The organism is Robertkochia aurantiaca (assembly GCF_020166495.1).
GTDB lineage: Bacteria > Bacteroidota > Bacteroidia > Flavobacteriales > Flavobacteriaceae > Robertkochia > Robertkochia aurantiaca.
In genome coordinates this window covers 173,552-198,303 of the sequence record NZ_JAINZS010000007.1, presented here as the reverse complement: position 1 = coordinate 198,303, position 24,752 = coordinate 173,552, and the positions used below count along the sequence as shown (strand labels likewise).

Annotated in this window: 17 protein-coding genes; 11 read left to right on the top strand and 6 right to left on the bottom strand. The window is 44.5% G+C overall.

Features of this window, described 5'->3' with window-relative positions; all coding sequences use genetic code 11:
• The first annotated feature begins 221 nt into the window (after positions 1–221).
• The 6 genes from K7R10_RS14390 (at position 222) to K7R10_RS14365 (ending at position 9,763) form a co-directional block, all read left to right on the top strand.
• Positions 222–2,540 carry a hypothetical protein gene (locus K7R10_RS14390; RefSeq protein WP_224485430.1) on the top strand — a complete coding sequence of 773 codons (2,319 nt, stop codon included), beginning with the start codon at positions 222–224 and terminating at the stop codon, positions 2,538–2,540.
• 851 nt (positions 2,541–3,391) lie between these two features.
• The gene (locus K7R10_RS14385) at positions 3,392–5,182 is read left to right on the top strand and encodes an SLC13 family permease (protein ID WP_224485429.1); all 1,791 of its coding nucleotides are present in this window, start codon (positions 3,392–3,394) and stop codon (positions 5,180–5,182) included.
• A gap of 1,227 nt (positions 5,183–6,409) precedes the next feature.
• The gene (locus tag K7R10_RS14380) at positions 6,410–6,973 is read left to right on the top strand and encodes a TetR/AcrR family transcriptional regulator (RefSeq protein WP_224485428.1); all 564 of its coding nucleotides are present in this window, start codon (positions 6,410–6,412) and stop codon (positions 6,971–6,973) included.
• A gap of 189 nt (positions 6,974–7,162) precedes the next feature.
• Positions 7,163–7,708 (top strand): carboxymuconolactone decarboxylase family protein, encoded by a 546-nt coding sequence (locus K7R10_RS14375; RefSeq protein ID WP_224485427.1) that lies wholly within the window; start codon positions 7,163–7,165, stop codon positions 7,706–7,708.
• Positions 7,709–8,827: 1,119 nt separating this feature from the next.
• Positions 8,828–9,247, top strand: coding sequence for a nucleoside deaminase (locus K7R10_RS14370; protein ID WP_224485426.1), 420 nt, complete (start codon positions 8,828–8,830; stop codon positions 9,245–9,247).
• A 108-nt stretch (positions 9,248–9,355) separates the two neighbouring features.
• Positions 9,356–9,763, top strand: a complete 408-nt coding sequence (locus K7R10_RS14365; RefSeq protein ID WP_224485425.1) for a DUF2541 family protein — start codon at positions 9,356–9,358, stop codon at positions 9,761–9,763.
• An 805-nt stretch (positions 9,764–10,568) separates the two neighbouring features.
• Here the strand turns inward: K7R10_RS14365 and K7R10_RS14360 are convergent.
• The 3 genes from K7R10_RS14360 to K7R10_RS14350 all read right to left on the bottom strand — a co-directional run bounded on the left by K7R10_RS14360 (position 10,569) and on the right by K7R10_RS14350 (position 13,689).
• Complete coding sequence (locus K7R10_RS14360) at positions 10,569–10,979, bottom strand: endonuclease domain-containing protein (protein WP_224485424.1); 411 nt, start codon at positions 10,977–10,979, stop codon at positions 10,569–10,571.
• Positions 10,980–11,059: 80 nt separating this feature from the next.
• A complete protein-coding gene (locus tag K7R10_RS14355) occupies positions 11,060–13,231 on the bottom strand; it encodes a molybdopterin cofactor-binding domain-containing protein (protein ID WP_224485423.1) in 2,172 nt (723 codons plus the stop codon).
• Positions 13,228–13,689, bottom strand: coding sequence for a (2Fe-2S)-binding protein (locus tag K7R10_RS14350; protein WP_224485422.1), 462 nt, complete (start codon positions 13,687–13,689; stop codon positions 13,228–13,230). Before K7R10_RS14350 ends, K7R10_RS14355 begins: the two co-directional genes overlap by 4 nt.
• Positions 13,690–14,345: 656 nt before the next feature.
• Between K7R10_RS14350 and K7R10_RS14345 the strand changes: the two genes are divergently transcribed.
• The 5 genes from K7R10_RS14345 (at position 14,346) to K7R10_RS14325 (ending at position 20,706) form a co-directional block, all read left to right on the top strand.
• A complete protein-coding gene (locus K7R10_RS14345) occupies positions 14,346–15,890 on the top strand; it encodes an agmatine deiminase family protein (protein ID WP_224485421.1) in 1,545 nt (514 codons plus the stop codon).
• A gap of 937 nt (positions 15,891–16,827) precedes the next feature.
• Positions 16,828–17,058 carry a PLD nuclease N-terminal domain-containing protein gene (locus K7R10_RS14340; RefSeq protein WP_224485420.1) on the top strand — a complete coding sequence of 77 codons (231 nt, stop codon included), beginning with the start codon at positions 16,828–16,830 and terminating at the stop codon, positions 17,056–17,058.
• Between the two features lie 58 nt (positions 17,059–17,116).
• A complete protein-coding gene (locus K7R10_RS14335) occupies positions 17,117–18,982 on the top strand; it encodes a mucoidy inhibitor MuiA family protein (protein ID WP_224485419.1) in 1,866 nt (621 codons plus the stop codon).
• Between the two features lie 207 nt (positions 18,983–19,189).
• On the top strand, positions 19,190–20,104 hold the full coding sequence (locus K7R10_RS14330; RefSeq protein ID WP_224485418.1) for a PD-(D/E)XK nuclease family protein: 915 nt from the start codon (positions 19,190–19,192) through the stop codon (positions 20,102–20,104).
• Between the two features lie 11 nt (positions 20,105–20,115).
• Positions 20,116–20,706: a hypothetical protein gene (locus K7R10_RS14325; RefSeq protein WP_224485417.1), complete on the top strand. Its 591-nt coding sequence runs from the start codon at positions 20,116–20,118 to the stop codon at positions 20,704–20,706.
• Positions 20,707–20,727: 21 nt separating this feature from the next.
• Here the strand turns inward: K7R10_RS14325 and K7R10_RS14320 are convergent, their stop codons facing one another.
• The 3 genes from K7R10_RS14320 to K7R10_RS14310 form a co-directional block, all read right to left on the bottom strand.
• Complete coding sequence (locus tag K7R10_RS14320; protein ID WP_224485416.1) at positions 20,728–21,495, bottom strand: endonuclease/exonuclease/phosphatase family protein; 768 nt, start codon at positions 21,493–21,495, stop codon at positions 20,728–20,730.
• 211 nt (positions 21,496–21,706) lie between these two features.
• A complete protein-coding gene (locus K7R10_RS14315) occupies positions 21,707–23,767 on the bottom strand; it encodes an AIPR family protein (protein ID WP_224485415.1) in 2,061 nt (686 codons plus the stop codon).
• Positions 23,768–23,771: 4 nt separating this feature from the next.
• The gene (locus K7R10_RS14310; RefSeq protein WP_224485414.1) at positions 23,772–24,752 is read right to left on the bottom strand and encodes a PD-(D/E)XK motif protein; all 981 of its coding nucleotides are present in this window, start codon (positions 24,750–24,752) and stop codon (positions 23,772–23,774) included.

Here is a 24,752-nt window from a genome sequence, read left to right as displayed (position 1 = left end):
GCGGTCCTGCCTGCAGGCAGGTATACGGTAAAAGCCCCGGTGTCACACTGCCCCGAAGTATCGGGGGTCGAAGTGATACTTAGTGATTGCCATTAAAAAGGGATATGGAATGAGTAAAACCCCTCAGTCTGAGCCGTGCCGGCTCATACAGCTCCCCTTAGAAAGGGGAGCGTATCTGGGAGTTCTGCTATGGTTCAAAAAGTCCTCTCTTATAACCTTACATGAAGGAAGGGGAATATCCATTATTATCTGACCACCTCACCACCTCACTATCTCACCATTTCACCACCTCACCACTTCACCACTTCACCACCTCACTACCCCACTATCTCACTATCTCACCAATTCATTACCTTTATGAAAAACTCGCTGTGAAAAGCATAGCCCAGTGGACCATCATACTTTGCGCTCTTTTGCTGAACGCCCAGGAACGTCTGTGGGAGCCCGTATACCTTCATCTTAATAAAACCATTCTGGCGCCGGGAGAACCCCTGTCAATCAAAGCTTATGCCCTGGACCCCCTCACAGGTGGTTCTCTGACCCGGGACCGGAATCTTTTCCTCCGGGTGGCAGACCGGAACAGACAAACAGTATTTAGCCGGGTACTGAACTACAGTCACGGCTATGCAACAGACAGTTTTGAGTTACCGGATTCATTAGCAACCGGCACCTATTGGCTGGAGGCATCTTTCGAATATTCAAACGCGCTTCCTGCACCCAATCCTTTCAGACAACCGGTAGCACTTATCAGTCCAACCACAGGCAACACCCCTTTAGATTCCTATACTGTTAATCTTAAGCAGCCCCGGCTATTAAGCGGATTTCCGGCCACGCTTGAAGTTTCATTTATGAGAAACGGAAGGCAGGAACCCTGTGTGGTAAGCCTCAAAAACCAGGCTGATGAAGTCATCCTTTCCCGGAGGTTAATGCCTGACAAAAAGAATCTGCTGCTGTTCACCCCCGAGGCACAGCAACGATACCATCTGGAATACAGGAACACAGATACCGTGATCACCAGAAAATTATCTCCGGTTTTCACCAAAGGTGCCGGTATTCAATTACGATATTTACCGCAATCTGCTGAACTCAGAGCCTCCGTATCATATTCCGGCTTATCTCCCGGGTTGACTTGTACCATTCAAGTTCTGAGCAGAACAGACAGCCTGCAGCATTCAGTCACGCTGGAAGAGAAACGAGGCACTAAAAACCTTTCCTTCGGTGCTGATGAGATCCCTTCAGGTCCGCTGGTCGTACAACTGTTGCACCAAAACAAAATCCTTGCTTCTGCTGATATCCTGCTCGAAAAAGATTTAAACCTATCCCCTTTGCGATTCACCAGCAGCAGTGGCGGTCTTGATTCCATAACCCTCCATTTTAAACCAACTGAAAAGGCCTGGAATAACGGGAATTTCAGCGTAGCGGTATATCCGGAATTCTCCAGAAACAGATGGAATGCTGTGAGCCTCAAAGAAGCTTTTTATACGGACCCTTACCTTGTGGAAGACCGTTTCAATCCGGCTTTTTTCCAGTACCGGACTTCCTATATCTATGGGTTCCCGGTAGGCATCACACTTGACCGGGCCTTCCCGGGGAGCTCCCTGACCTTGATATCAGATGAAAATGCGCTTTTTCTGAATCGGGAACTGAAACAGGAAAAGCAGTTTGATCTGGGTTGGCTTCCTCTATACAGGAACAGCCGTCTTCACTTTAACGTCTACAGAAGTGATGACAAAAAATTGAAGCAACCACTCGTCTTTGCAACCTTTCCTCAAACAGACTTTGTATGGCCAGGGAAAGAGGTAAAGGCGAAACCGCCCGCATTCACCTATTACGATCCGTCAGAGCAGGGGATCTTTCGAAATGACCAGGCCATTGAACTGGAAGGAGTAGAGGTCAGTGCCAACCGACTGCGTTATCGCACCTTCCTGAGGGGCGCCTATGAAGGGAGGAAGATCGACTCCAGTCTACAGGGTTACAACACCCTTGAACAATTGTTACGTAGCTACGGGATAGTAAAAACCTACATTCAGCCCACTGCATTCTCCCTTCCCTGGAGAGACGGAGAGGTCTATGTGCGCTATTCCGGAGGAAGATTTCTTTTTCCTTCCATTATAGTTGATGGCCGGTATTACAAAGATCCATCGGTAGTGCTGCAAACTCCTGTCGATGCCATCGATGAACTTTATTACCGTCGCAGGAACAGGAATGACGGCGGTGAATTTCGCATTTTTACAAAAAAGGACTGGACACCCGAAAATCCGTCATCACAATCGAAATCGGTTGTCAGTCAGACCGGTTTCGACCGCCCTTCAGTTTATGAAATGCCCGCCTATACCGACGTCTACGGATCCTTTTTCCGGAACTTCGGATTACTGCACTGGGATCCTCTGATGTTTGTGGAAAACAAAAACCCACTGGAGATAAGCTTTCCCCATTTTGGTTACAGAGATTTCCGGGTCGTGATTCATGGTACGGATGAGAAAGGGAGATTCTGGTTCTTTGATGATGTTATCCGGATTAAAGATGAACCAGAGAGGTAGCGGAAAAGGTTAAGGGTTAAGGGTTAAGGGTTACGGGTTACGGGTTATGAGTTAAGGATTAAAAAGCGGAATCGATCTTCTATCCCGGAAAAAGAACGAGTCATCCCGAGTGAAACGAGGGATCTCACTGTCGTGTTTTACTGAAGCTTTATAAAGGTTCTGCGGTTCTGCGGTTATGCAGTTATGCGGTCCTGCCGGTAGGCAGGTATACAGTAAAACCCCCGGTGTCACACTGCCCCGAAGTTTCGGGGGTGGAAGTGAGACTTAGTGATTGCTATTAAAAAGGGATATGGAATGAGTAAAACCCCTCAGTCTGAGCCGTGCCGGCTCATACAGCTCCCCTTAAAAAGGGGAGCGTATCAGGGAGGTCTGCTGTGGTTCAAGAAGCCCTGTCTTCTAAACTTACATGAAGGAAGGGAAATACCAATTATCTGACCATCTGACCTCTTGACTATTTGACCGCCTGACTACCTGACCTGCCAAAAAAACAGAAGCCTTCGGCGTGAACCGAAGGCTTCTTCCCCCCAACCTTGTTTAATTCATCATTAAACAAAGCATATTTTAAATGATTATAGTCTGGTGACAAATATGTGGGATTATAAACTATATTCCTTACGGAATTCCGTAAGACGGTAAAATAAATACAGTAATTTTTTCAGAACAGGTACGCATTCATGCAGACATCAGACTCTGTAAAAAGATGACCGGGGAGCGGTGGTTTCACTCAGCTGAACCATACAGGAAAAGCGGCATCCATAGAACAAGGTGTACCGACTTTGCCAATCCCCTGAGATGTATTGTCTTAAACGGAATAATTTCCATCCTTTTTATTATTTCAGTAGCTTTTCATCATGGGAGCAGATGCATACATTACGCTGGGCGTGATCTTAATGACCCTCTTTCTTTACCTGAAAGAGTATTTCCCTGTTGACCTGGTTGCCCTCGGGGTGATCGTGGTACTGGTGCTGACAGGTGTGATTACTGCAGATCAGGGGTTAGCCGGATTTTCCAATCAGGCTACACTAACCGTGGCGGCTATGTTTGTACTGTCACATGCGATCATTAAAACCCAGGTACTCCAATACATCTCTCCCTATATCACCAAATTATTGGAAAAGGGATATGCTGTAGCCATCCTGAGCCTGGGTGGGATCGTAGGCAGTATCTCGGCCTTTGTCAACAACACCCCTATCGTGGCCACATTTATTCCCATTATCAATTCCTCCAGCCGTAAGGCAGGGCAATCTCCCTCCAGGTTTCTGATGCCGCTTTCATTTGTTGCTATCTTCGGTGGTACCTGCACCCTGATAGGAACCTCCACCAACCTGTTGGTAAGCGGGATGGCTGCCGACCGTGGGGTCGACGACTTTAAAATGTTCACCATGTTTCCCTTTGGCATCATTCTTTTCGCAGTGGGTATGATCTATTTGATGCTCTTTGGAAAGAAGCTGGTACCTGAGCGATCTTCAAAGGATGAGCTAAAGGAGCAGGAAGGCGTATTGAAATTCCTGGCCGAGGTAAGGTTAAGAGCCGCCTTGTTTGAAGAGGAAAAAAATCAGTGTATAGCAGACCTGATACCTTCAGACATCACGGTCAAACGCATCAACCGGGATGGCAGGATTCAAAATGATCCCGAAACCCAGGAGGAGCTGCACAAAGATGATATTTTACTCATTGAGGGAAAGCTCGCCACCATTCGTCAAATGATACGGAAAGAAAAGATCCGGATCAGGGAATCTGAAAGTGAAAAAGAGTTTCCCGAAGAAGAGACCCAGTTACACGAGATCGTACTTTTACCCAATTCTGAACTGGTCGATACCCGGCTGAAGGATATCAATTTTCTGGAGCGATACCGCTCGTCGGTAATCGCGATACGTCAGCGGGGGAAAAAGAAATTCAAAGATCTGGAAAGTATTAAGTTGAAAGCCGGGGATGTGCTGGTACTACTGAGTAACCTGGAAGGATCTGAACTGATCAAAAACGCCAGTGATGAACAACAGGCCCCTTTTCTGTCTTTACGGGTCAGAGAGGTGAAGAAGCTCAACAAAAAAAATCTGACCATCGTTCTTTCCTGTATAGCCGCGGTGATCATCCTGGCTTCTACCGGACTGGTACCTATCGTGATCGCAGCCTTCGGTGCCGTGGTACTGCTGTGTTTTTTGGGTGTTATGGAGATCCGGGAAGCCTACCAGGCGATCGACTGGAAAGTGATTTTCCTGCTGGCCGGTTCCCTGTCTCTGGGAGAAGCCATGGGAAGCAGCGGACTTTCTGATCAAATCGGTAACCTGTTAATCGGTTCCATGAGTGAGAGCGCCGCACCCATGATCATCGTGGCGGTCTTCTACCTGACTACTTCCCTGCTCACAGAACTGGTAAGCAATAATGCATCGGCAGCCCTGATGGTACCCATCGCATTTTCGGTAGCTGAAAGCATGGGCGTTAATGTTATGCCCATCTTACTTACAATCGCCTTCGCGGGTAGTGCCTCATTTCTTACTCCGATCGGTTATCAGACCAATACCATGATCTATAGTGCCGGGAGTTTTCAGTTCAGGGATTTCGCCCGGGTGGGAGCACCCCTTAACCTTATCTTCCTCATTTTAGCCAGTTTGCTTATTCCGGTGATCTATCCGTTTTATTAATAGATCTTCTCATACCCGGAAAGACCGGATTATAAGAATGGTGAATGGTGAATTGTGAATGATAAATTATAGGGTATTTTTTACTGTTAAATAGGACGTTGCCTCAGGTGCCCTTCGGCTCTGCAAGCCAGGATCCACTTTGTGAAATTACCTCACTAGACAATTATGGAAGCAACCCACCTTCTGTAGTATTTCCAGCAAAATCACGCAGCTATAATAATGATAAATGGTAAAAATTGTAGATGGTAGATTGCTCTCAATCGTCAAATAGAACGTAACGTAATTTGCCTTTTAGCTTCGCAGGTGAGGTATCCACTAAGCGAAGTAACCCGTAAAATTAAAAGCTGGTCCCAACCAATGCAATAACCTTGAAACCGAAACCCAAAAACACACTTCTCTATTTAATCCTTTACTTTTTTTCATTACCAAAAAAAGTAACAAAAAAGTCTAGTCCTAAACCATTCGGCGATCTGCTATTAGCTTGTGACCGAAGCCAGCTGAACCTGCCTACCGGAAGGCAGGCTCATCATGCCTTCAGCATGACTCAAACAGCACCTGGCCTTTTCCCGGTCACTGCGCTAAGCAGATAACTCGCCTGCATGGTTTCAAGGACCTTTTTTAAAAATATAATTTGTACTGAAATTACCTACTCTAGTATTTCTAGTAAAATCGAGGCAGCAGGGATTAATGATAAATTATAGATTATAGATTATAGATGTTAGATGATTTTTCTTCAGGTAAACAGAACGTAGCGCTAGGCGCATTGAGGCTCCGTAAGCCAGGATTCACTTTGTGAAATCACCGTAAAACTAAATGCTGTCTGAGGCTGAAAGCCGAGTTCATTTAGTTTAGGTGATGAACAAATAGTGGATGGCTGAGGAGTCTGGGCGAAGGTCCTTTCTTTTGGTTCGTTTTCTTTACTCACAGCTTCAATATTTCTTAAAGTGTTCGTGAGCCCTTCGGGGTTGGACCAGCAAAGAAAATGAACAAATAGATTCATGAAAAGCCAATTCCCTAACATAAATCCCATAAAAAGTAATAAGCTAATCCTTATACAAAGCAGAATAACCCTTTTAACAATAATACCCCCTATTCTCCACTCTCTATTCTCTATTCCCTATTCCCTATTCCCTATTCCCTATTCTCTACTCTCCAAAACAACCCTTATAAAAACTTTAACATACAAACTTGTATGTTCATAAGTATCTTTACGTCTAAACCATCGTTATGAGAACAAAAACCGTTAAAGAACGACTTATTGAAACCGCCAGCGATCTGTTCTACAAACAGGGATTCAACCGTACCGGTATCAACCAGATCCTGGAAGAGTCAGGAGTGGCAAAAGCGAGTATGTACCAGAATTTCCGGTCGAAAGAGGAGCTGGGGGTAGCCTACCTGCAGCGAATGGATCAGCAGATGATGGAAAACCTGAAAGCTTTCCTCGATGAGAAAGAGCCGGGAAGAGATCGGGTGCTGGGGATCTTCGATTTTATTGAACGTATCTTTCACGGTGAAAACTTCAGGGGATGCTGGTCGCTCAACACCCTGGCAGAAATCCCGGTAGATGATGAAATGATGCGCGAAGAGATCGTCAGCCAGAAAAACCGGTTTCGACTATACCTGAGAAGGCTTATAGATGAGAACCTGGAGGTACACGAGCTCGACGCGATCAGCGATAAGATCTATCTGCTCTACGAAGCTTCCCTGATGGAAAGCGCCCTTTTTAAAAGTGACCTTCCTATCAAACGTTCCCGCGAAATGGCAGAATTACTGCTGGACTGGGATGTATGATAAAGCTGATAAATGAATGCAGTGAATAAAATATTTAGTAATAAACAAACTTGTCTGTTTATAAATTAACAATGTTGAGAAAATGAAGAAATTCCCTAATATCGACAGTATATCTGAGATGCTATTTTTTTAAATAAATATAAACAGACTTGTCTGTTTAAATTCATAATCCTTTAAATTAATTAAATCATGAGAAATTTTAATGTACCAAAAAGAGAAGAAGTAAGCGAAAACAACCAACAGATCTTCGATCAGTTGCAAAGCAAACTGGGATTTGTACCCAACCTGTATGCCTTAATGGCGCATTCAAAGAACGGACTTGGAAATTATCTGACGCTGCAAGGGGGTAAAACCTCCCTTTCAAACAAAGAGAAAGAAGTGATCAACCTGGCCGTAAGTCAGGTGAATGGGTGTGCCTATTGTTTGGCGGCACACACTGCTGTAGGGAAGCTTAACGGGTTTACCGGAGAACAGATACTAAATCTCAGAAGAGGCACAGCTCCTTTTGATGCGAGGTTCAGCGCCCTGTCGGCCCTGGCCAAAGAAGTAACCGAAACCCAGGGAAGACCTTCCGCAGAAACCATTGATTCCTTCTATGCGGCAGGATATACCGATGAGAACCTCATAGATACCATACTCATAGTGGCTGATAAGATCGTTATGAACTACCTGCATAACATCACTCAGATCCCTATCGATTTCCCACAAGTGGAAGTAGAACCTCAGGTAGTATAAGCTGAATTTAATAAGTCGGCGGAAGTCTTATAAAAAGCTTCCGCCGGTTTTTATTTACCCCATTTCAAATGAACAACACCACTATACAATCACGGGTTTTTCCTAAAAATTTAAATAATGATGAATGGTGAATGGTAAAGGATAAATTGTAGATTATAGATTGTAGATGTTAGATTATTTGCCCACAGGAAAACAGAACTTAGCCTATAGCGCCGTGAGGCTCCGCAAGCCAGGACCCACTTTGTGAAATTACCTCAATAGACATTTTGAAAGCACCCGACCTTCTGTAGTATTTCCAGCAAAATCGAGGCAGCAGGGGTGGCCTTAGGATAAAAAGCTGTTTGAACCTTCGAAGAAGGTGAGTTCTTTTTATCCCGTGGCGGAGGGTGCCGTAGATTTTCAGAAATGCTACAGACAGTCTTGTCCCGACGTTTCGGGATTGGTTCGTTTTTTTATCAAGAAAAAAATGAACAGAACTAATTTCTTGAAAAGCCAATCCTTTCTACTAAATCTCATTTGAAAAACGAATTCAAGAAACCTTTTCCTCCCGATAGAAATCGGGAAGTTCAATCTCTACTCTCTATTTATTCTCCCCACTGGAAAAGTCCTCACCCTAACTCAAGTAGCAAAATACATTTCATTTAACACTGCGACAGGTCACTACGCTAAGCAGATAACTCGCCTGCATGGTTTCATGGACCTTTTTTAAAAATATAATTAGTTCTGAAATGACCTACTGTAGCATTTCCAGTAAAATCGAGCAGCTCAAATAAGGATAAATGGTAAATTATAAATTGTAAATGGTCGATTGTTCTTCACCGCTAATAAGTACGTGCCGTAATTTGCCTTTTCGCTTCGTAGGTGAGGCATCCACTAAGCGAAGTAACCCGTAAAAAATTAAAAGCTGTTTGAGACCGCTCAGCGGGCGAGTTCTTTTAATTTAGGGTTCAAGCGGAAAGCGGATCACCGAGAAGCGAAGGCTAGATTTTTTTGTTACTTTTTTCATCAATGGAAAAAAGTAATAGAATAATTCATGATAATTAAGATTAAAACCAATTGATTTTAAAGTCTTGGAGACTGTCGTGAAAAAATCTTAAATTAAAGAAGAAGTTGAACCTTATGAACCACCATAACTACCAATCCTATTTATCAGAAGCCCAAAAACTGGCAAGAAAAGCCGCTGCAGCCGGCGAAGTAGCCGCGGGCTGCGTGATCATAAGAAATGATAACATCATCGCAAAGGGAGAAGAAGCCACACTCAGAAAAAAGGATATTACGGCTCATGCCGAAATAGAAGCGATCAGGGAAGCGGTCAGCGTGGTGGGCAAAGACCTCAAGGGGGCTGTTCTGGTAACCACCAAGGAACCCTGTGTGATGTGCAGCTATGCAATACGCTACCACGGCATCAGCACCGTGGTATTCGAAGTACCCTCTGAGCATTTCGGAGGTGCCACCTCATCCTTTAACCTGCTCACCACTAAGCAGGCTCCCCATTCCTGGCCACCCCCGGTACAGATCGTACAATATAATCCTGAATGAGATCAAATACAGAACGATCATGCGTCTGATTCTTTCTGAATTCATGTTATGATAATTACCTGACATTCAGTAAATTAGTGTTAATTTAAATTTTAACACATAAGATTCATGAAACTATTTAGTATGCTGCTGCTATTCCTGTTAGCAGTTCCTGCAGTACAGGCACAAGATGGAAACTGGAAAAAACTGGCTGAAAAAAGTGTGGCGTTCAAAGCGGAAACCGACAAGGTCAGTCTCACGGGTAACGAACGATCTGCCAACTGGATCAAGATCAAATGCATTCAAGGCGCTGTTCAGATCAGAGAGGTCACTATCAATATGGAAGGCGGAGAGAGCAAAACCTTCGAACCCACCGCGGGATTACTTAGTAAAGGCATGGCCACCGTACCGTTCCAGGTACCCGGTAAAAAAGACGAAAAGGTCAAATCCATCGAAATGAAATATGACTCCAAAGGCAGTATGGTCACCAATAAAAGGGCGAAGGTGGAAATTCTCGGGAAACTCGATAAGGATTAAGGAATGATGAATTGTAAATTATAAATGATAAATTATAGATAGAGTTTTTTCCTTCACTGTTAGACAGCACATAGCGCAATTTACCTTTGAGCTTCGCAGGTGAGCCTGCCTGCCGTGGCAGTGTATCCGCTAAGCGAAGTAACCCGTATAATTAAAAACTGTCGGAAGCTTATGCAATAACCTTGAAACCGAAACCCAAAAACACACTTCCCTTTTTAATCCTTTACTTTTTTTCATTACCAAAAAAAGTAACAAAAAAGTCTAGTCCTAAACCATTCGGCGATCTTCTAATAGCTGGTGCCCTAAGCCAGCTGAACCTGCCTACCGGAAGGCAGGCTCATCATGCTTTCAGCATGACTCAAACAGCACCTGGCTTTTCACGGTCACTGCGCTAAGCAGATAACTCGCCTGCATGGTTTCAAGGACAGATTCTCAAATATTTTAAATTATTAGAATAACTGACCCTTTTTAATATTCCTAGAAATATCAAAGTAGCAGGAGTAATGATAAATTATAGATTTTAGATGTTAGATCATTTTCCTTCAGATAAACAGAACGTTTCGTGACCTGCCTTTTAGCTTCGTAGGTGAGCCTGCCTGCCGTGGCAGGGTATCCGCTAAGCGAAGTAACCCGTATAATTAAAAACTGTCAGAAGCTTATGCATCCACTCTGGTATTGAAATACAAAAAATACACCTCCCAGACTTTTATCGCTTACTTTAACTTTCTTAAAGACAACAGCATCCAAACGCGGATAGATTCCACTGCATCCCTCCTCTTCCAAAAAAGCCCTGCCTGCGGCTTCCCTAAAGGGTTTTGGAAGAGGAGCTTTCAATAAAAGCATGTATTTGCTTAATGACATCTTCGAGATTATCCTCGATTTCCCTATTTGTAAATCTCATCTCTTTTATGCCTTGGAAATTGATAAATTCCGTCCTCATTCTGTCATATTCAAGTTGATCTGCCTGCTGGTGATACTCTCCATCAACCTCAATGGAAAGTTTCAATTGATGTGAATAGAAATCCAATATGTAATGACCAAAAGGATGCTGCCTTCTAAATTTATGGGTCCTGAAGGGTATCTCATTTAAAACATTCCACAGAAGATTTTCAGTAGGCGTCATTTTACCTCTAAGCTCTCTTGCCTTTGAAAATGTCTGAGCATTAGCTCCTTTCCACATACTTAAATCATGACCTAAATTCTTTTTCTTTTCCATTAATTCAAATTCTGAAAATCAATTTCCGCCCTTTAGGGCCGGGGTAGAGGAAATTGATTTTAATATTGTTATTTATTCTATTACCCTAACCTCCCTACTGGAAGAATCCTTACCCTTTTTCCCGTAGCAAAATAAATCCCATTAACCACCGCGGCAGCGGCAGGCCCTTGCGCAGCTTCCCCGGCGCCAAGGGGCGGCAGTTCCGGCCGGTCGATCACCTCGACTTCCACTATGGAAACCTCCTTGAATCGCAACATCGGGTACGACTGCCAGTCGACTGAGGTTATGTGCTGATCATTCCATTTGACTGCCTCTTTGAGGGTCCAGCTGGCACTCTGTATCATGCCTCCCTCGGTCTGGTTTTTAAGTCCGTCAGGATTGATACACTCCCCGGCATCGATCACCCCCCACATCTGCTTCACTACCGGGTTTCCGTCGGTTACCTCTACCAGGGCCGCCACCGCACAATAGGAAGCGGAATTCTTATAGCGCGCAAAACCGATTCCCAGTCCCTGGTTATCTGCAGGATTCACCTCCTGAGTCATCTCCTGCAAGCGTTCCAGGCAGGCAATGGCACGTTCGTCTTGCAAGTGGTTCATACGGAAAGTAAAAACATCCACGTCAGCCTTTTCGGCCAGCTCATCCATAAAACATTCGATCGAGAAAACATTGGCGTAGGCGCCCAGGGAGCGCAGGGCGGAAACGCGAAGCGGGCCCTCAAAAATATGGGAGGTCAGTGTAAAGGCATCGGTTTGATAGATGGGTGGGGCGTTGCGAATGGCCCCTCCCCGCCAGCCTTGTCCGGGTGTCCCGAAGGAAGCTTCCACATAACGGCCGGGTAAGAGATTCGCCGGATCTCCCGAGGTGGGGCGGGTTGAATGGGCATCACTCCACAGCTCATACTGCCACCCCTGTATCTTTCCGTTGCTGTCCAGGGCAGCCCGGTGTTCCATCACCATGGCGGTACCATAAGGTTCCCAGCCGTGCTCTTCCTCCCGCATCCATTGCAGGCGTACATGCCGCCCGGGAATTTCCATGGCGATCAGGGCTGCTTCCGCCGCCACATCATCTGCCGCGTTATGTCCGTAACAACCCGATCCCGGCACCCCTTTGACATGCACCTTTTCCTGCGGAAGTTTGACCAGGTTGGCAATGGTCTCCCGCAGCGGATATACCCCCTGGCTGTGTGACCAGATATGAAGTTGGTCATCTTCAAATATAGCCACTGCACATGACGGACCGTTGGCTGCGTGCATCACCCAGGGTTTGGCGTAGGTCGCCTCGAGTGTGATGGCAGCTCCCGAAGCTGCATCTGCCCAGTCACCTGTCTCTTCATCCACATTGGTATCGGAAGGCAGGGACTTCACAAAGGAGGCAAGATCATCTGCTTGCTTTAACTCCTGTCCCGTATCCCATGTCACTTTTCCCTTCACCGACCGTTGCAATCCCACCGCCTGGGATTCCTTTTCTGCCAGCACGGCCAGGAAGGAACCACTGCGAACCAGTTTTACATAACCAGGACTATCGGCCAGGCCTGAGTCATCGATGCTTTTAAGAGAGGCGGTATAAGAAGGCGGACGCACCACGCGGGCATGCACCATGTTCGGAAAACGCAGGTCCTGTACATAAAAAGCCTCTCCCCTGACCATCTTTTCCAGGTCGGGTCGCTTCAGGGGTTGTCCGACAAACTTCCGGCGGGTCTTCCCGTAGTATTCCGTAGGTTCAAAAACGGACTTTTCCACCTGCTCCCCGTCCAGGATCTCTTTGAAGGAATAGGTGTTTCCGGCCCCTGAGACCTGTCCGTTCTCCACCTGCAGGGAGGCAATCTCGTTTGCATATTTTTCAGCGGTTTTCTCAAGCAGGATCTCCCGCAGGCAGGCTGACGCCTGTCGTACGCTCATAGCGCTGGTTTCCATCGACCGGCTTCCTGCGGTGATCCCCTCATCGGGAGTAACCCCGGTCTCGGCCAGTTGCAGGGATAGCTTTTCAAAAGGAGTGTTGAGTTCTTCTGCAGCTACCTGTAAGATGGCGGTGGAAAGACCTTGCCCCAGTTCCATCTTCCCGGTGATCACCTGTATACTTCCGTCATCCAGTAGTTTGATCCAGGCATCGATCTTATTTTCATCAACCTGACCTCCGGGAATGATGGGCGCGCTATTCTGCGCCTCGGTCGTACAGGCAAGGGGGCCGAGCAGGGAAAACCCAACGGTGATACTTCCTGCCTGTTTGATAAAAGTTCTTCGTGTACTCATGACTTCCGGGCTTTAAGAATGGCTTTGAGGATACGCGAGTGGGTTCCGCAGCGGCAGATGTTGATATCGAGGGCTTCCCGTATTTCTTCCTCCCCGGCAGCCGGATTTTCATCAAGTACCGAAACGGCATGCATAACCATTCCGTTGAGGCAGTACCCGCACTGGGCTGCCTGTTCATCGAGAAAGGCCTGTTGTACAGGGTGGAGGGTGCCATCTTCTTTCGCAAGTCCTTCCAGGGTCACCACCTCCTTTCCTTCCGCAGCAGCAACCGGCAACACGCAGGAGGGAGTAGCCTTTCCGTCGAGTATGACCATACAGGCTCCGCATTGTTGGAGTCCGCACCCGAATTTCGGTCCGTTGAGCTCCAGTTCCTCCCGCAGCACATACAGCAAGGGCGTACCCGGATCGAGTTCCAGGGTTTGGGAAGTTCCGTTAACCGTTAGTGAGATTGATTTCATAATAAAGGTGTTGATCTCTATTAAGTTACGGAAAATTGGTTAGTCGTGAATCGGGAGTCGTTAGTAGTACAAAGGAAAGTCAGGAGGGATTTTAGATGGTAGATTATAGATGTTAGATCATTTTTCTTCAGATAAACAGTGCGTAGCGCTAGGCGCCTTGAGGCTCTGCAAGCCAGGATCCACTTTTTTAAATTACCTCAATAGACAATTTGAAAGCAACCGACCTTCTGTAATATTTCCAGCATAATCGAGCCAGCAGGGATTAATGATAGGTTATAGATGTTGGATTATTTTTTCCTTCAGATAAACAGAACGTATCGTGACCTGCATTTTAGCTTCGTAGGCGAGGTATCCGCTAAGCGAAGTAATCCGTAAAATTAAAAGCTGTTTGAGGTAGCGAAGCGAACGAGTTCTTTTAATTTAGGGTTCAAGCGTTAAGCGGATCGCCGAGAAGCGAAGGCTAGCGTTTTTTGTTACTTTTTTGGGCGATGCAAAAAAGTAAAAGAACATTTATGAAAACCCCATCCATTCTACTAAGTCTCATTTGAAAACGAAATCATCTCACCCATTCCCTACTCACTACTCACCACTCACTAATAACCATTCTCCATTCTCTACGTAAAATTTTCTATATTTAATAATCAACAACCAACCCAATGATACTTTCTATTTCAAGACTGAGTTTGATACTCCTGGCGATGAGCCTTCTCATTTCCTGCGAGAAGAAGGAGGAAAAGGCGCTTCCGGCAGCAGAAAATTTCTATGAATTTACCACCTACCGTGTTCCTGCCGAATGGGAACCCGCCAAGGGTGTCATGTTCGCTTGTCCGCCGGTTATTCCAAAGGCGCTTATCATCGAGCTTTCCAAAGACACACATATCTATCCCGTGGTGGAAAATGACAGCAGTGAGGCTGAAGCCCGTAAATGGTTTACTTCATGGGGTATCGACATGAACAAGGTGACTTTTATTAAACTGCCTTTTGATGACGACGTCTTCTGGCTCAGGGACTGGGGACCATCGGCAGTATTCAACAATAAAGAAGAAATGAAACTGGCAGATGTCACCTTTAAAAATTCTGACCCGTATTCTGATCTTGCCTGTAATGATTCCCTGGAGCTGCAGCAAAACGAGGATGGGTCTACTTACTACAGTGAAATATCTGATCACAATATCGACAGTTTAGCAAAGCAACTGGGCTTTGAAACCCATCAGGTACCGATCACCCTCACCGGTGGAAATATGCTGACTGACGGCGCAGGCACGGCGATTTCCACCTGTATTCTCACCACTGAGAACCGGTATAACGGAGTTTCGGATAACGAATTCTTTCAGCGGGCTGATTCTTTACTGGGCATAACCAATTATCAGATTATCCCAAATTTTGAGAAAGACGGGATACAACATATTGATTGTTTGCTGAAGCTGGTGGATGAAAGAACCCTATTGGTAGCTGAACCACCGGAAGACCATCCTTCGCACCCGATTATCGAAGAGATCGTGAACGATACGCTGAAGAACCTGAAGAACAGTTACGGACAACCCTACACCATCAGACGAATTAAAACTGAACCGTTTCTGACTGACGATGGAGTGGAATATCTGACCGCCTACAGCAATTCATTGATATTGAATAAAAATGTATACGTGCCACTCTATGGGTTGGAATCAGATTCCCTCGCTCTCGATACCTGGCGTTCCGTTCTGCCGGGGTATACAGTAAAGGGTTTTCCTTTCTTCCTGGATCAGGAGGCTTATCTGTCTGAATTTCCTTTTGACCGCTATCGGGAGTGGGGCGTGAACCATGGATGGAGCTATGAAGATGCCATTCATTGCCGAACCCGTGCCGTTTGGGATGAGCAGATGATCTTTCTGTCTGTAAATGCTCCTGCGGTTGAAACCTCTTCCGGTTTACCCATAGTCTATGCCAGCGCGAAAGATTATGGAGGTGAACAGGAGACTTTAAGCCTGACCCTTCAATGGCGAACATCGGGAGAAAGCACCTGGAATCAGAAAGAAATGCAGCCATGGCAAGGGAACAATCACTGGTATTCAGAACTGCCTTTAAAACCTGAAAGCTCTGGAATTGAGTTTTACATAGAAGCACATACCGGAAAAGGCAAAAGTCTTACCCGTCCCGTGACCGCCCCGAAAGGTTTTTATACCTATGAAACACCCATGCTGCGAGCAGGATTGGAATAAGGTTTTTTTGATCCAAAAATCATCACCCATATGGTAATTCCGACGAAATCACCGCAGCAGGAATTAATGATGAATTGTAAATGATAAATTATGGATTATAGATGTTGGATCATTTTTCTTCAGATAAACAAAACATAGCGCTAGACGCATTAGGCTCCGCAAGCCAGGATCCACTTTGTGAAATTGCCTCAAAAGACAATTTGAAAGCAACCGACCTTCTTTAGTATTTCCAGCAAAATCTAGGCAGCAGGGATTAATGATGAATTTTAAATGGTAAATTGTAGGTTATAGATTTTAGATGATTTTTCTTCAGATAAACAAAACGTAGCGCTAGGCGCATTGAGGCTCCGCAAGCCAGGATCCACTTTGTTAAATTACCTCAATAGACAATTTGAAAGCAACCGACCTTCTGTAATATTTCCAGCAAAATCGAGCCAGCAGGGATTAATGATAGGTTATAGATGTTGGATTATTTTTTCCTTCAGATAAACAGTACGTATCGTGACCCGCCTATTAGCTTCGTAGGTGAGCCTGCCTGACGTGGCAGGGTATCCGCTAAGCGAAGTAACACGTAAATAGAAAAGTCAGGTCCTTTAGAGTCTGTAGGCCAGGTTCCACATGGTGAGGTCAACGTTAAAAACCAGGTGCTGTTTGAGGTATTCTTAGAATACCGAGTTCAGCTGGTTTAGTTGACGAACCAATTGTGGAAGGCCGAGGACTCAAGGACTAGACCTTTTTGTTACTTTTTGCGGCAATGGCAAAAAGTAAATAACCATTTATGAAAACCCCATTCATTCTACTAAGTCTTATTTGAAAAACGAAATCAACAAACCCACTCCCTACTCACCACTCACCACTCACTAATAACCATTCTCTACTCTCCATTCTCTGCGTAAAATTTTCTATATTTAAAACCAACAACCTAAAACTTAAAATCATGACCCATTTCTTAGGAATGATCGGCCCCTGGCAAGTAAGCCTCATTATTATCTTAACGATCGTAAGTATTATTCTTCCCATCATCGCATTGATCGACATCATTCGCAAACCCTTTGACTCCAAAGACAAACTGATCTGGGTGCTCATTGTGCTTTTTGCGAATTTCTTCGGTAGCCTGTTGTATTTCATTATGGGGAGGAGGCAGTTAAATGAGAAAATCTCAGCCTGAAGCCGTTCTTTCAAGGCGTAATTACCATCCATTATCTTATCAAAACTTTAATCAACCTATGAAACAATTTTTCCTTTGCCTCACTGTTTTTGCCTGCTTCCAGGTGCTGTCACAAAATCCGAACGAAAAAAAGGTGACTTCAGAGATCAGCGAGGTGACCGTATTTATGGAAGGAGCCCAGATCACCCGTAAAAAGCAGATCGAACTGCCGGCGGGAACAACCCACATTTCCTTTGTGGGCCTTTCGCCTTTTATTCAGGGGAAAAGCCTGCAGGTTACAGCAGACCGGAAAATCATGATCTTGTCAGCAGAACACCGGCAGAACTTCCTCGATACCATCGAGAGGTCTCAGAATCTGAAAAAGCTGGAAAAGCAGTTGGACGATATCATCGGGCGGATCAAAACGCAGAGCACACACCTGGAGATCATTGCTGAAAAACTGGGCTTTCTGAAAGACAACCGCGATATAGGCGGAAAGAACCAACCTGTATCTGCCGCCGATCTGAGAACCGCTTCTGACTATTACGGCAACTCCCTGACTTCCTTAAAAATGGAGGAACTGAAGCGACAGGAAAAGCTGGAGGAATTGCAAAACGAAAAACGCTCTGTGGAAGACCAGCTGCGCGCCCTTCTCAGCAATAAGGATTTCGCCCCCGGAGAAGTGAACGTTGTTGTGAAATCTGATAAGCCGGTAAGTACCAAGATCACCGTAAGCTACCTGGTGAACAATGCCGGATGGTACCCGAGTTACGACATTCGCGCGGTGGATGTGAACGAGCCGGTTACCCTGGTCTACCATGCCAACGTAAGGCAGGACACCAGGGTAGACTGGAAGGATGTGAAACTGAAGTTCTCTTCGGCCAATCCGAACACCTCAGGCACAGCCCCGGAACTGCAAACCTGGTACCTGGATTATAACTCCAGACCCCCATCTTACGAACGCAATATCAACGAGGTATCAGGATTTGTAAGAGACCGGAATGGTGACCCCATACCGGGCGCGAATGTAGTGGTCAAGGGGACCAGCATAGGTACCCAAACCAATTTCGACGGATTTTACTCCCTGGCCATCCCCGGCGACGACAGCATCCTGAGCTATACCTTTATCGGCATGCAAACCAAGAATCTTCCGGTACGCAGCTCAACGCAGAACGTGGTCCTGGAAGAAGACACCCAGGCCCTGGAGGAAGTAGTGGTAGTGGGATATGGCGGCAGGAAAAACAATGATATTGCCCGGGCTCTTGAAGGCAAGGCCGCGGGATTAATTCTTCAGGATGAAGAAGCTGTGGGCATTCCGCTGGAAACGGTACGCAACCAGACCACGGTCGATTTTAAGATCGATATGCCCTATTCGGTACCCTCGAACAATCAGGGGAAGACCGTAGAGATGACCCGCTACAGTTTGCCGGCTACATACCGGTACTATGCCGTTCCCAAGGTGGAAAGAGAAGCCTATCTTTTGGCCAGCATTTCAGATTGGGAACAATATGACCTCCTGGCCGGGGAGGCGAACATCTTCTTTGAAAACACATATGTGGGCAAGACCCTGCTCGACACCCGATATGCCTCAGAAGAGCTGGAACTGTCGCTGGGGCGCGATAAAAATGTCATGGTGAACCGGGAGAAAGACCGGGATTTCAGCGACAAAAGATTCATCGGCAGCCGTAAGGAAGAGACCCGCCGCTGGAAGATCACAGTCAGGAACAACAAACCATCGACCATCAACCTGGTGGTATTAGACCAGGCCCCGATCTCCCGCCTGGATGAGATCAAAGTGGATATCGAAGAACTTTCTGGCGGACAACTGGATGAATCTACCGGAATCGTCACCTGGGAACTCTCGCTGGCGCCATCTGAAACAAAGGAATTGATATTGGAATATACCGTTACCTACCCTAAAAGAAACACGGTGATAGTGGAGTAGGGATAGGTTTTTATAATCAAGATTGACGAGAGTGATGAAAAGGAACTTGTTTTAACTTGCTGCATTGCCTTATTAGAGGAGCAGCAGTTGGAGCGAAATATTGTCTGGTAATCCGAAAATTAACAGAAATATAAAGGATAATACCTAATTTAAAATCCCTTCTGAAGTCTCATATACTTAGTCCTGCTTCCCTATCTGAATTATAACATGGATCGTTCAATTTTACCCGTAGAATCTGTACAGGAACGAGATATAGATTTACTCTTGCTCGAGGAATTAAACACTCATGATGCTTTCGCGAAATGGTTTGTTCATTCGTTAAATCTTCCTGAGTTGACAATAACAGAAGGTGCCTGGAAAAGCATAACAGCCTTTGGCTTGGGAGAAACAGACATCCTTCTTTCCTATTTTTCAAATGATAAAAAGGTATATCTTCTTATTGAAAATAAGCTCGACGCCTGCTTTCAGGATGAACAATACCATCGTTATAAACAAAGATCTGAGAACTATATTGCTTCAAACGACTGTGACCTTGCCTTTGCAATTTTAGTCGCCCCTGAATTGTATTGTAAAAATCAAAATGATTTTGATAGTTATGTAACCTATGAAGAAGTAGCCGATCAACTCAAAGCTACTGGCACCCGTAGAAGCTGGTTTAAGAGTGAGCTTTTGAGAATTGCCATCGAAAAATTAAGACGTGGATATCATCCGGTAAACTCCGAGCCTGTTCAGGCATTTTGGCATGCCTACTGGCGGTACCGGGAGGAGTATTATCCGGATCTGGAAATGAAACGTCCCGACATTGTTCCGCATCAAAGCGACTGGCCTATGATGTATGACAGGAGATTGAACAACATCGTCTTTTATCACAAATTTGCGCAAGGTAATACCGATGCCACTTTCTTCGGTTATTCAGAGGAAGTGAAAGCTACCCTCACCAGACAACTCCCCAATTGGGCTAAGATAAAAACCCATACCAAAAGTTTTTCCATCAGAGTGAACTCTTCAGTAATTGACAGAACAAAAAATTTTAACGATCAAATACCCGCAGCGGAAGAGGGATTAAAGAATCTAAATCGAATCAGAGACTGGATTATTGAAAATGAGGTCTTGCTGCATTAAATATTCATCATATGAAGCATTTACCTTCCATAAAGGCCGAACAAAAGACCGGAGAAGAAACAGCAACGAACAATGGCCAGGTCTTAGACTGGAAGATTCAGGATTTTTGGAAATGGAGTTCCTCTGATCTCCTTTCGAATGCCACAAGGGGTATATTGGCAGAATTTATTGTGCGTCAGGCGTTAGAAATAAAAGAGCCACTGATTCGCAATGAATGGGATGCCTATGACCTGATAACCGATAAAGGATTAAAGATCGAAGTGAAATCTTCAGCCTATATACAATCATGGGAACAGGATGGCTTTTCAAGAATGTCCTTCTCTATAAAACCCAGTAAGGCCTATAATTATAAAACTAAAACTTACGATGAGGAAGTCAGAAGGCAAGCTGATATGTATGTTTTTTGCCTGCTGGCCCATAAGAATCAGCGAACTATTAATCCCATGGCATTAGATCAGTGGGTGTTTTATATCGTCCCTACAGACACCTTAAACGCACTTCTTGAAAACAGAAGTCAGATTGGGTTATCAGAATTGGAGAAGCTTGCCAGCCCCTTAAAGTATGCTGAATTAAAGGATAAAATACACGAAACATCTAACTGAAAAATAATGGAACGGCACGTTCTAAGGAATAAAATCTACATACACGCCGTTATGATCAGACATGTTTTTCCCTCCTTCCGTGAACTCGTCCCATGCTCCCACGCGGAAATCTTCAATATTATCCAACCAAAATCTGCTAACTGCGATATGATCCACATTTCTCCTGACTTTTGCCTTCTTTGGGTGAACATTTAACATGCCCAGCCTGGCTAAGTTCAATTCAGTTAAACACCTCAGCTCCAAACTGTCGAAGGTTTCGGCAAGCAATTTTCTGCCTTTGATCGTTCCATATCCTCCTTTCTCTCCATCCCTGGTTTGGTTAAAATCTCCGACAACAAAAAACGGATATTCGGGGTGAGCCTTGATGATTCGCTGCCAATCCATGCCTTGATCAGCAATATCTTTATAGTGCCATTGCCATGCTTTATACCCTCTGTCTTCGTATCTCGACCCGTTCACTCCGGCCATATGATATGGGATAATTGTGCCGTACACCGTTATTTTTCCAAAAGGAGTCTTCACAACAGCACAGCAGGTTCGGCAGGAATCTAATGTGGGAATTTGCTTCACCACGGGCCATTTGGAACATATCGCTACCCATTGCTCGTCTGGTTTATCCGGGAAAGAATCGGCAGAAACCATATGGTAACCTGGTAAATCAACAGCATCTGAACTCTCTGTGAGCACCAGTATATCAGGATCCAAAACTTTAATGGCATGTAGCGCGAGCCGGGTCTTTTCCCTATTCGGTTTAGGCCGCTCCAGATTCCAGGTTGCTATACGATACATTTCTTCAACAATTTTAACTTGTTCCGATGGCTATCTATTTTTTCCTTCTCCAGAAAGAATTCATTTCTGCCTCCTATGGAATAGGAAGTTCACTCCCGATTATGCAGATATTACTCTACAAACATTTTCAAAAATCGTCATATGGAAGAAATCATTATTCCCGATATGACTATGAATGAGTCAAGTTAATTAACTTTAAATCTCATTTATATTATTCCAATTCACTCTGTGCATCAAAGCCAAGATTCTTAGCTTTCTCATAGATTTTCTCCGCATTCTTTGCCTGTTTTAGAGTTGGTTCATTTCCATACGACAATCTTTTTCCAACACTATAACATATGCCATTTTCCCAAGTCTGTAGTGCCCCAGTCTGTTTTCCCCATCTTGATAGTTTTTTCCAAATTGCCGATTCTACCTGTTTGACCCGCTCTATAGTTTGTTCATCTTTTTCATTTACTTTTATCATGGGAGAAGTGGTAGTATTTGTATAAGTTGGAGGGGCCACATTTATCAACTCTTTTTTAAGGCTGGTAGGTATCGTATCCTTAATGGTCTTATTATCCTGTATTTTTTCCCAGCAAACTTTTTTCTTACAATATTCTGTCACGTTGTATTCGGTGTCTGTGATCAACTCTCTTATTTTATAGGCCACAGCATCAACAGTATTTTCAAAGGCAAGGGAGATCTCCTGCTTCTCCCAAATATCAGCCAAATTGATTCTTCTGGATGTGTGTTTTAAAATGGAAGCCAAGGTATAGGTCACGATATTAGCCCTGTAGCCAGGAATACCCTGTCTTGAAACAATTTTTTCTGCTTCCTTCCATATAATCAGCTTTGCAACCAATTCTTTGAAGTACTTCTCATCTACTTTCTGAAGACCCTGCTCTTTGATATCCAACTGGAAAGAAGAAAAATTCTTTTGACCGCCGGTACTTACTACATGCGGCTGAAGCATCCATGTTTTCTCAAGTTTTGCCAGTTGAACCTTATCGAATTTTTGCCTCCTGGGATGTATCTTATCCCACGCTTTGATTCTTGCTGGGGTTCTCTCACGATTTCTGGTCTCGTCATAAGAACCACGTGACCGTTCATAAAACCACAATGTCTCATTGTTCCCTCCTTCCGTATCAGGCGCATAAACCCTTCGGGAAAGTTTTTCCACATTGATATGAAACGGGTCATTAGCAGAAAAATCTGCCGTATTTACCTTGTTCTGGGAGTTGGAGTATTCGCTGATCAAGGGAACCATGGAATCCAAGGTTTCCTCATCAGAAATTACAGTGAGTTTCATCTGAACATAAACATCAACCAGATTGGCCTTATCCTTTGATCTGGCATGCCATATGGATGCCGTAGTCTGACCTCCGTTTACAATCTGAAAATCTTCAATGGCCTGAATACATTTACCATCCTGAGACCCTATAATTTTCACTGATTGCGCAGTAACGGTTATGCCATTATTATAAGCCATAAACATATGACCTTCCTCTTTCAAGGTCTTCCGGATTCCCCGATTTACCTTACCTCTTGCCTGCAAATAAGCACGCACATTTCTTTCCAGAAGCTTAGTCCCCCATTTATCGTACAGGTCAAAAAGAAAAGTTCCGGGAATAACACACAGATAGGTATCATATGAACCATCCTGAGAAGGCGCTGAGACGTAATTCAAAGGTTGATCCATAAATGCAGATATATCGACATTTATAGGCTCCCCTTTATTACCGCTTGATACAAAGCGATACATTCTGTTCAGATCCCAGATTTGATAAGATACATCTATTCTCCCTTCAAGGCTCTCTGACGATCCATCAAACTTCTTAACCTGCCCATTAGTAATCAGTATAATTCTTATACGTCTCAGGTTGTCCCACTCCTCTCTGACAGTTCTAATAAGGTCATGTATTTCCGCCGACTCTTCTATGCCATCAACAAACGTATCTTTCATACATCTGTCAATAAATGTCCGGGCTCTTTTGAAGGAACGATTATAATCTGATGGGGTTACCACAGCAATAGCAGCCTCTCCTGACCTAAAATCGGCAACGAGTAAATCTAAAGTATTAAGTTCGGGGTTGATGTCATAACCATCAATCTTTATGCCCCTGGTTTTATGCTGACACCTGATACCGTTATTTAATTCCCCTGCATCATGTAAAACATCGATCAGATTATCTATAAACACCTGTTCCTGAAACAATTCCTCTTCTTCTACATTGGATTCAGCAAAGATGCGCTGCATCAGGTGTTGATAAAACTCTTCAATATTCTCCATACAACTAATTAAGTAATTTGTTCCAAACCATTTCGGGCGCAGTTTTAAATTCGCTGCATCCGGACAGGTCAAGGGTGTATTTCACATCAAATATGCCTTCAGGCACATCGGTAATCTTCGGAAACTCTTCCTTTATTTCAAAAAAAACAGGATCCATTACCAAATAGCGTTTAATGTCGTAATGCATATCATTGCTGTCATGATAACCCGACATTACCAATAAATCTTCGAATAACTGAGCGGCTATGGGGTTTTCAGAAAAACGCTCCCTAAGCTCCCGGATAAAGCCCTTTAAGGTTTTTCCTTTATTCTCAGATTCCTGTAAAACATACACTGCCAGAAAAAGCAGATCACGCCCCCCGGAATCCAGCTGTTTTTCATTCGTTATTCTGACTTTGAGGGGTGAATTAAAGGCCGTTGATTTAATCTCCAGATTTCCTCCTTTACATTTAAAATCATGTAATTTTTTAAGAGGCCCCTCCCATGCCTTCAACGAATCAATACTTCCGATTTTATCACATATGGTATGCAGACCACATAATTCTCCGAATAGCCCTTTTTGCTGACTCAACGACAACCTTCCGTCATTATTCCTGTCGAAAAACATTTTCCACTTATCAATAACCGAACGGACAATCTCATATCTTTCAGATTTCTCTGAATTTTCAAGACCTGTTACAATGTCTAAACTTATGGCTTCAAAAATGTCACTAAACCCATCAATGGTGAGTTCAAGAAAAAAACCGCCCCTGTTATTTTGGAAAGGAAATGCTGAAAATTTTATCCCTTTCCATGCAGGTGCAGTAATAAGAATATTTCTGGAGTTCTCATGATCAAGTTCAATCACAAGTAGCCGGGAGCCCTTATAACTATCAATACCCAAATGAACACCCTCACGAATTATTTTGCTCAGAACATAATGTTGCTCATCGGTTTTTAATCCTGATAACTCTTCCCAGGTGTTTCTAAAGTAGTCTAATACCAT

Excerpts from the sequence above, each read along its gene's own strand:
- K7R10_RS14390 (WP_224485430.1), top strand. The coding sequence starts at position 222 with ATGAAGGAAGGGGAATATCCATTATTATCTGACCACCTCACCACCTCA.
- K7R10_RS14385 (WP_224485429.1), top strand. The coding sequence starts at position 3,392 with ATGGGAGCAGATGCATACATTACGCTGGGCGTGATCTTAATGACCCTC.
- K7R10_RS14380 (WP_224485428.1), top strand. The coding sequence starts at position 6,410 with ATGAGAACAAAAACCGTTAAAGAACGACTTATTGAAACCGCCAGCGAT.
- K7R10_RS14375 (WP_224485427.1), top strand. The coding sequence starts at position 7,163 with ATGAGAAATTTTAATGTACCAAAAAGAGAAGAAGTAAGCGAAAACAAC.
- K7R10_RS14370 (WP_224485426.1), top strand. The coding sequence starts at position 8,828 with ATGAACCACCATAACTACCAATCCTATTTATCAGAAGCCCAAAAACTG.
- K7R10_RS14365 (WP_224485425.1), top strand. The coding sequence starts at position 9,356 with ATGAAACTATTTAGTATGCTGCTGCTATTCCTGTTAGCAGTTCCTGCA.
- K7R10_RS14360 (WP_224485424.1), bottom strand. The coding sequence starts at position 10,979 with ATGGAAAAGAAAAAGAATTTAGGTCATGATTTAAGTATGTGGAAAGGA.
- K7R10_RS14355 (WP_224485423.1), bottom strand. The coding sequence starts at position 13,231 with ATGAGTACACGAAGAACTTTTATCAAACAGGCAGGAAGTATCACCGTT.
- K7R10_RS14350 (WP_224485422.1), bottom strand. The coding sequence starts at position 13,689 with ATGAAATCAATCTCACTAACGGTTAACGGAACTTCCCAAACCCTGGAA.
- K7R10_RS14345 (WP_224485421.1), top strand. The coding sequence starts at position 14,346 with ATGATACTTTCTATTTCAAGACTGAGTTTGATACTCCTGGCGATGAGC.
- K7R10_RS14340 (WP_224485420.1), top strand. The coding sequence starts at position 16,828 with ATGACCCATTTCTTAGGAATGATCGGCCCCTGGCAAGTAAGCCTCATT.
- K7R10_RS14335 (WP_224485419.1), top strand. The coding sequence starts at position 17,117 with ATGAAACAATTTTTCCTTTGCCTCACTGTTTTTGCCTGCTTCCAGGTG.
- K7R10_RS14330 (WP_224485418.1), top strand. The coding sequence starts at position 19,190 with ATGGATCGTTCAATTTTACCCGTAGAATCTGTACAGGAACGAGATATA.
- K7R10_RS14325 (WP_224485417.1), top strand. The coding sequence starts at position 20,116 with ATGAAGCATTTACCTTCCATAAAGGCCGAACAAAAGACCGGAGAAGAA.
- K7R10_RS14320 (WP_224485416.1), bottom strand. The coding sequence starts at position 21,495 with ATGTATCGTATAGCAACCTGGAATCTGGAGCGGCCTAAACCGAATAGG.
- K7R10_RS14315 (WP_224485415.1), bottom strand. The coding sequence starts at position 23,767 with ATGGAGAATATTGAAGAGTTTTATCAACACCTGATGCAGCGCATCTTT.
- K7R10_RS14310 (WP_224485414.1), bottom strand. The coding sequence starts at position 24,752 with ATGGTATTAGACTACTTTAGAAACACCTGGGAAGAGTTATCAGGATTA.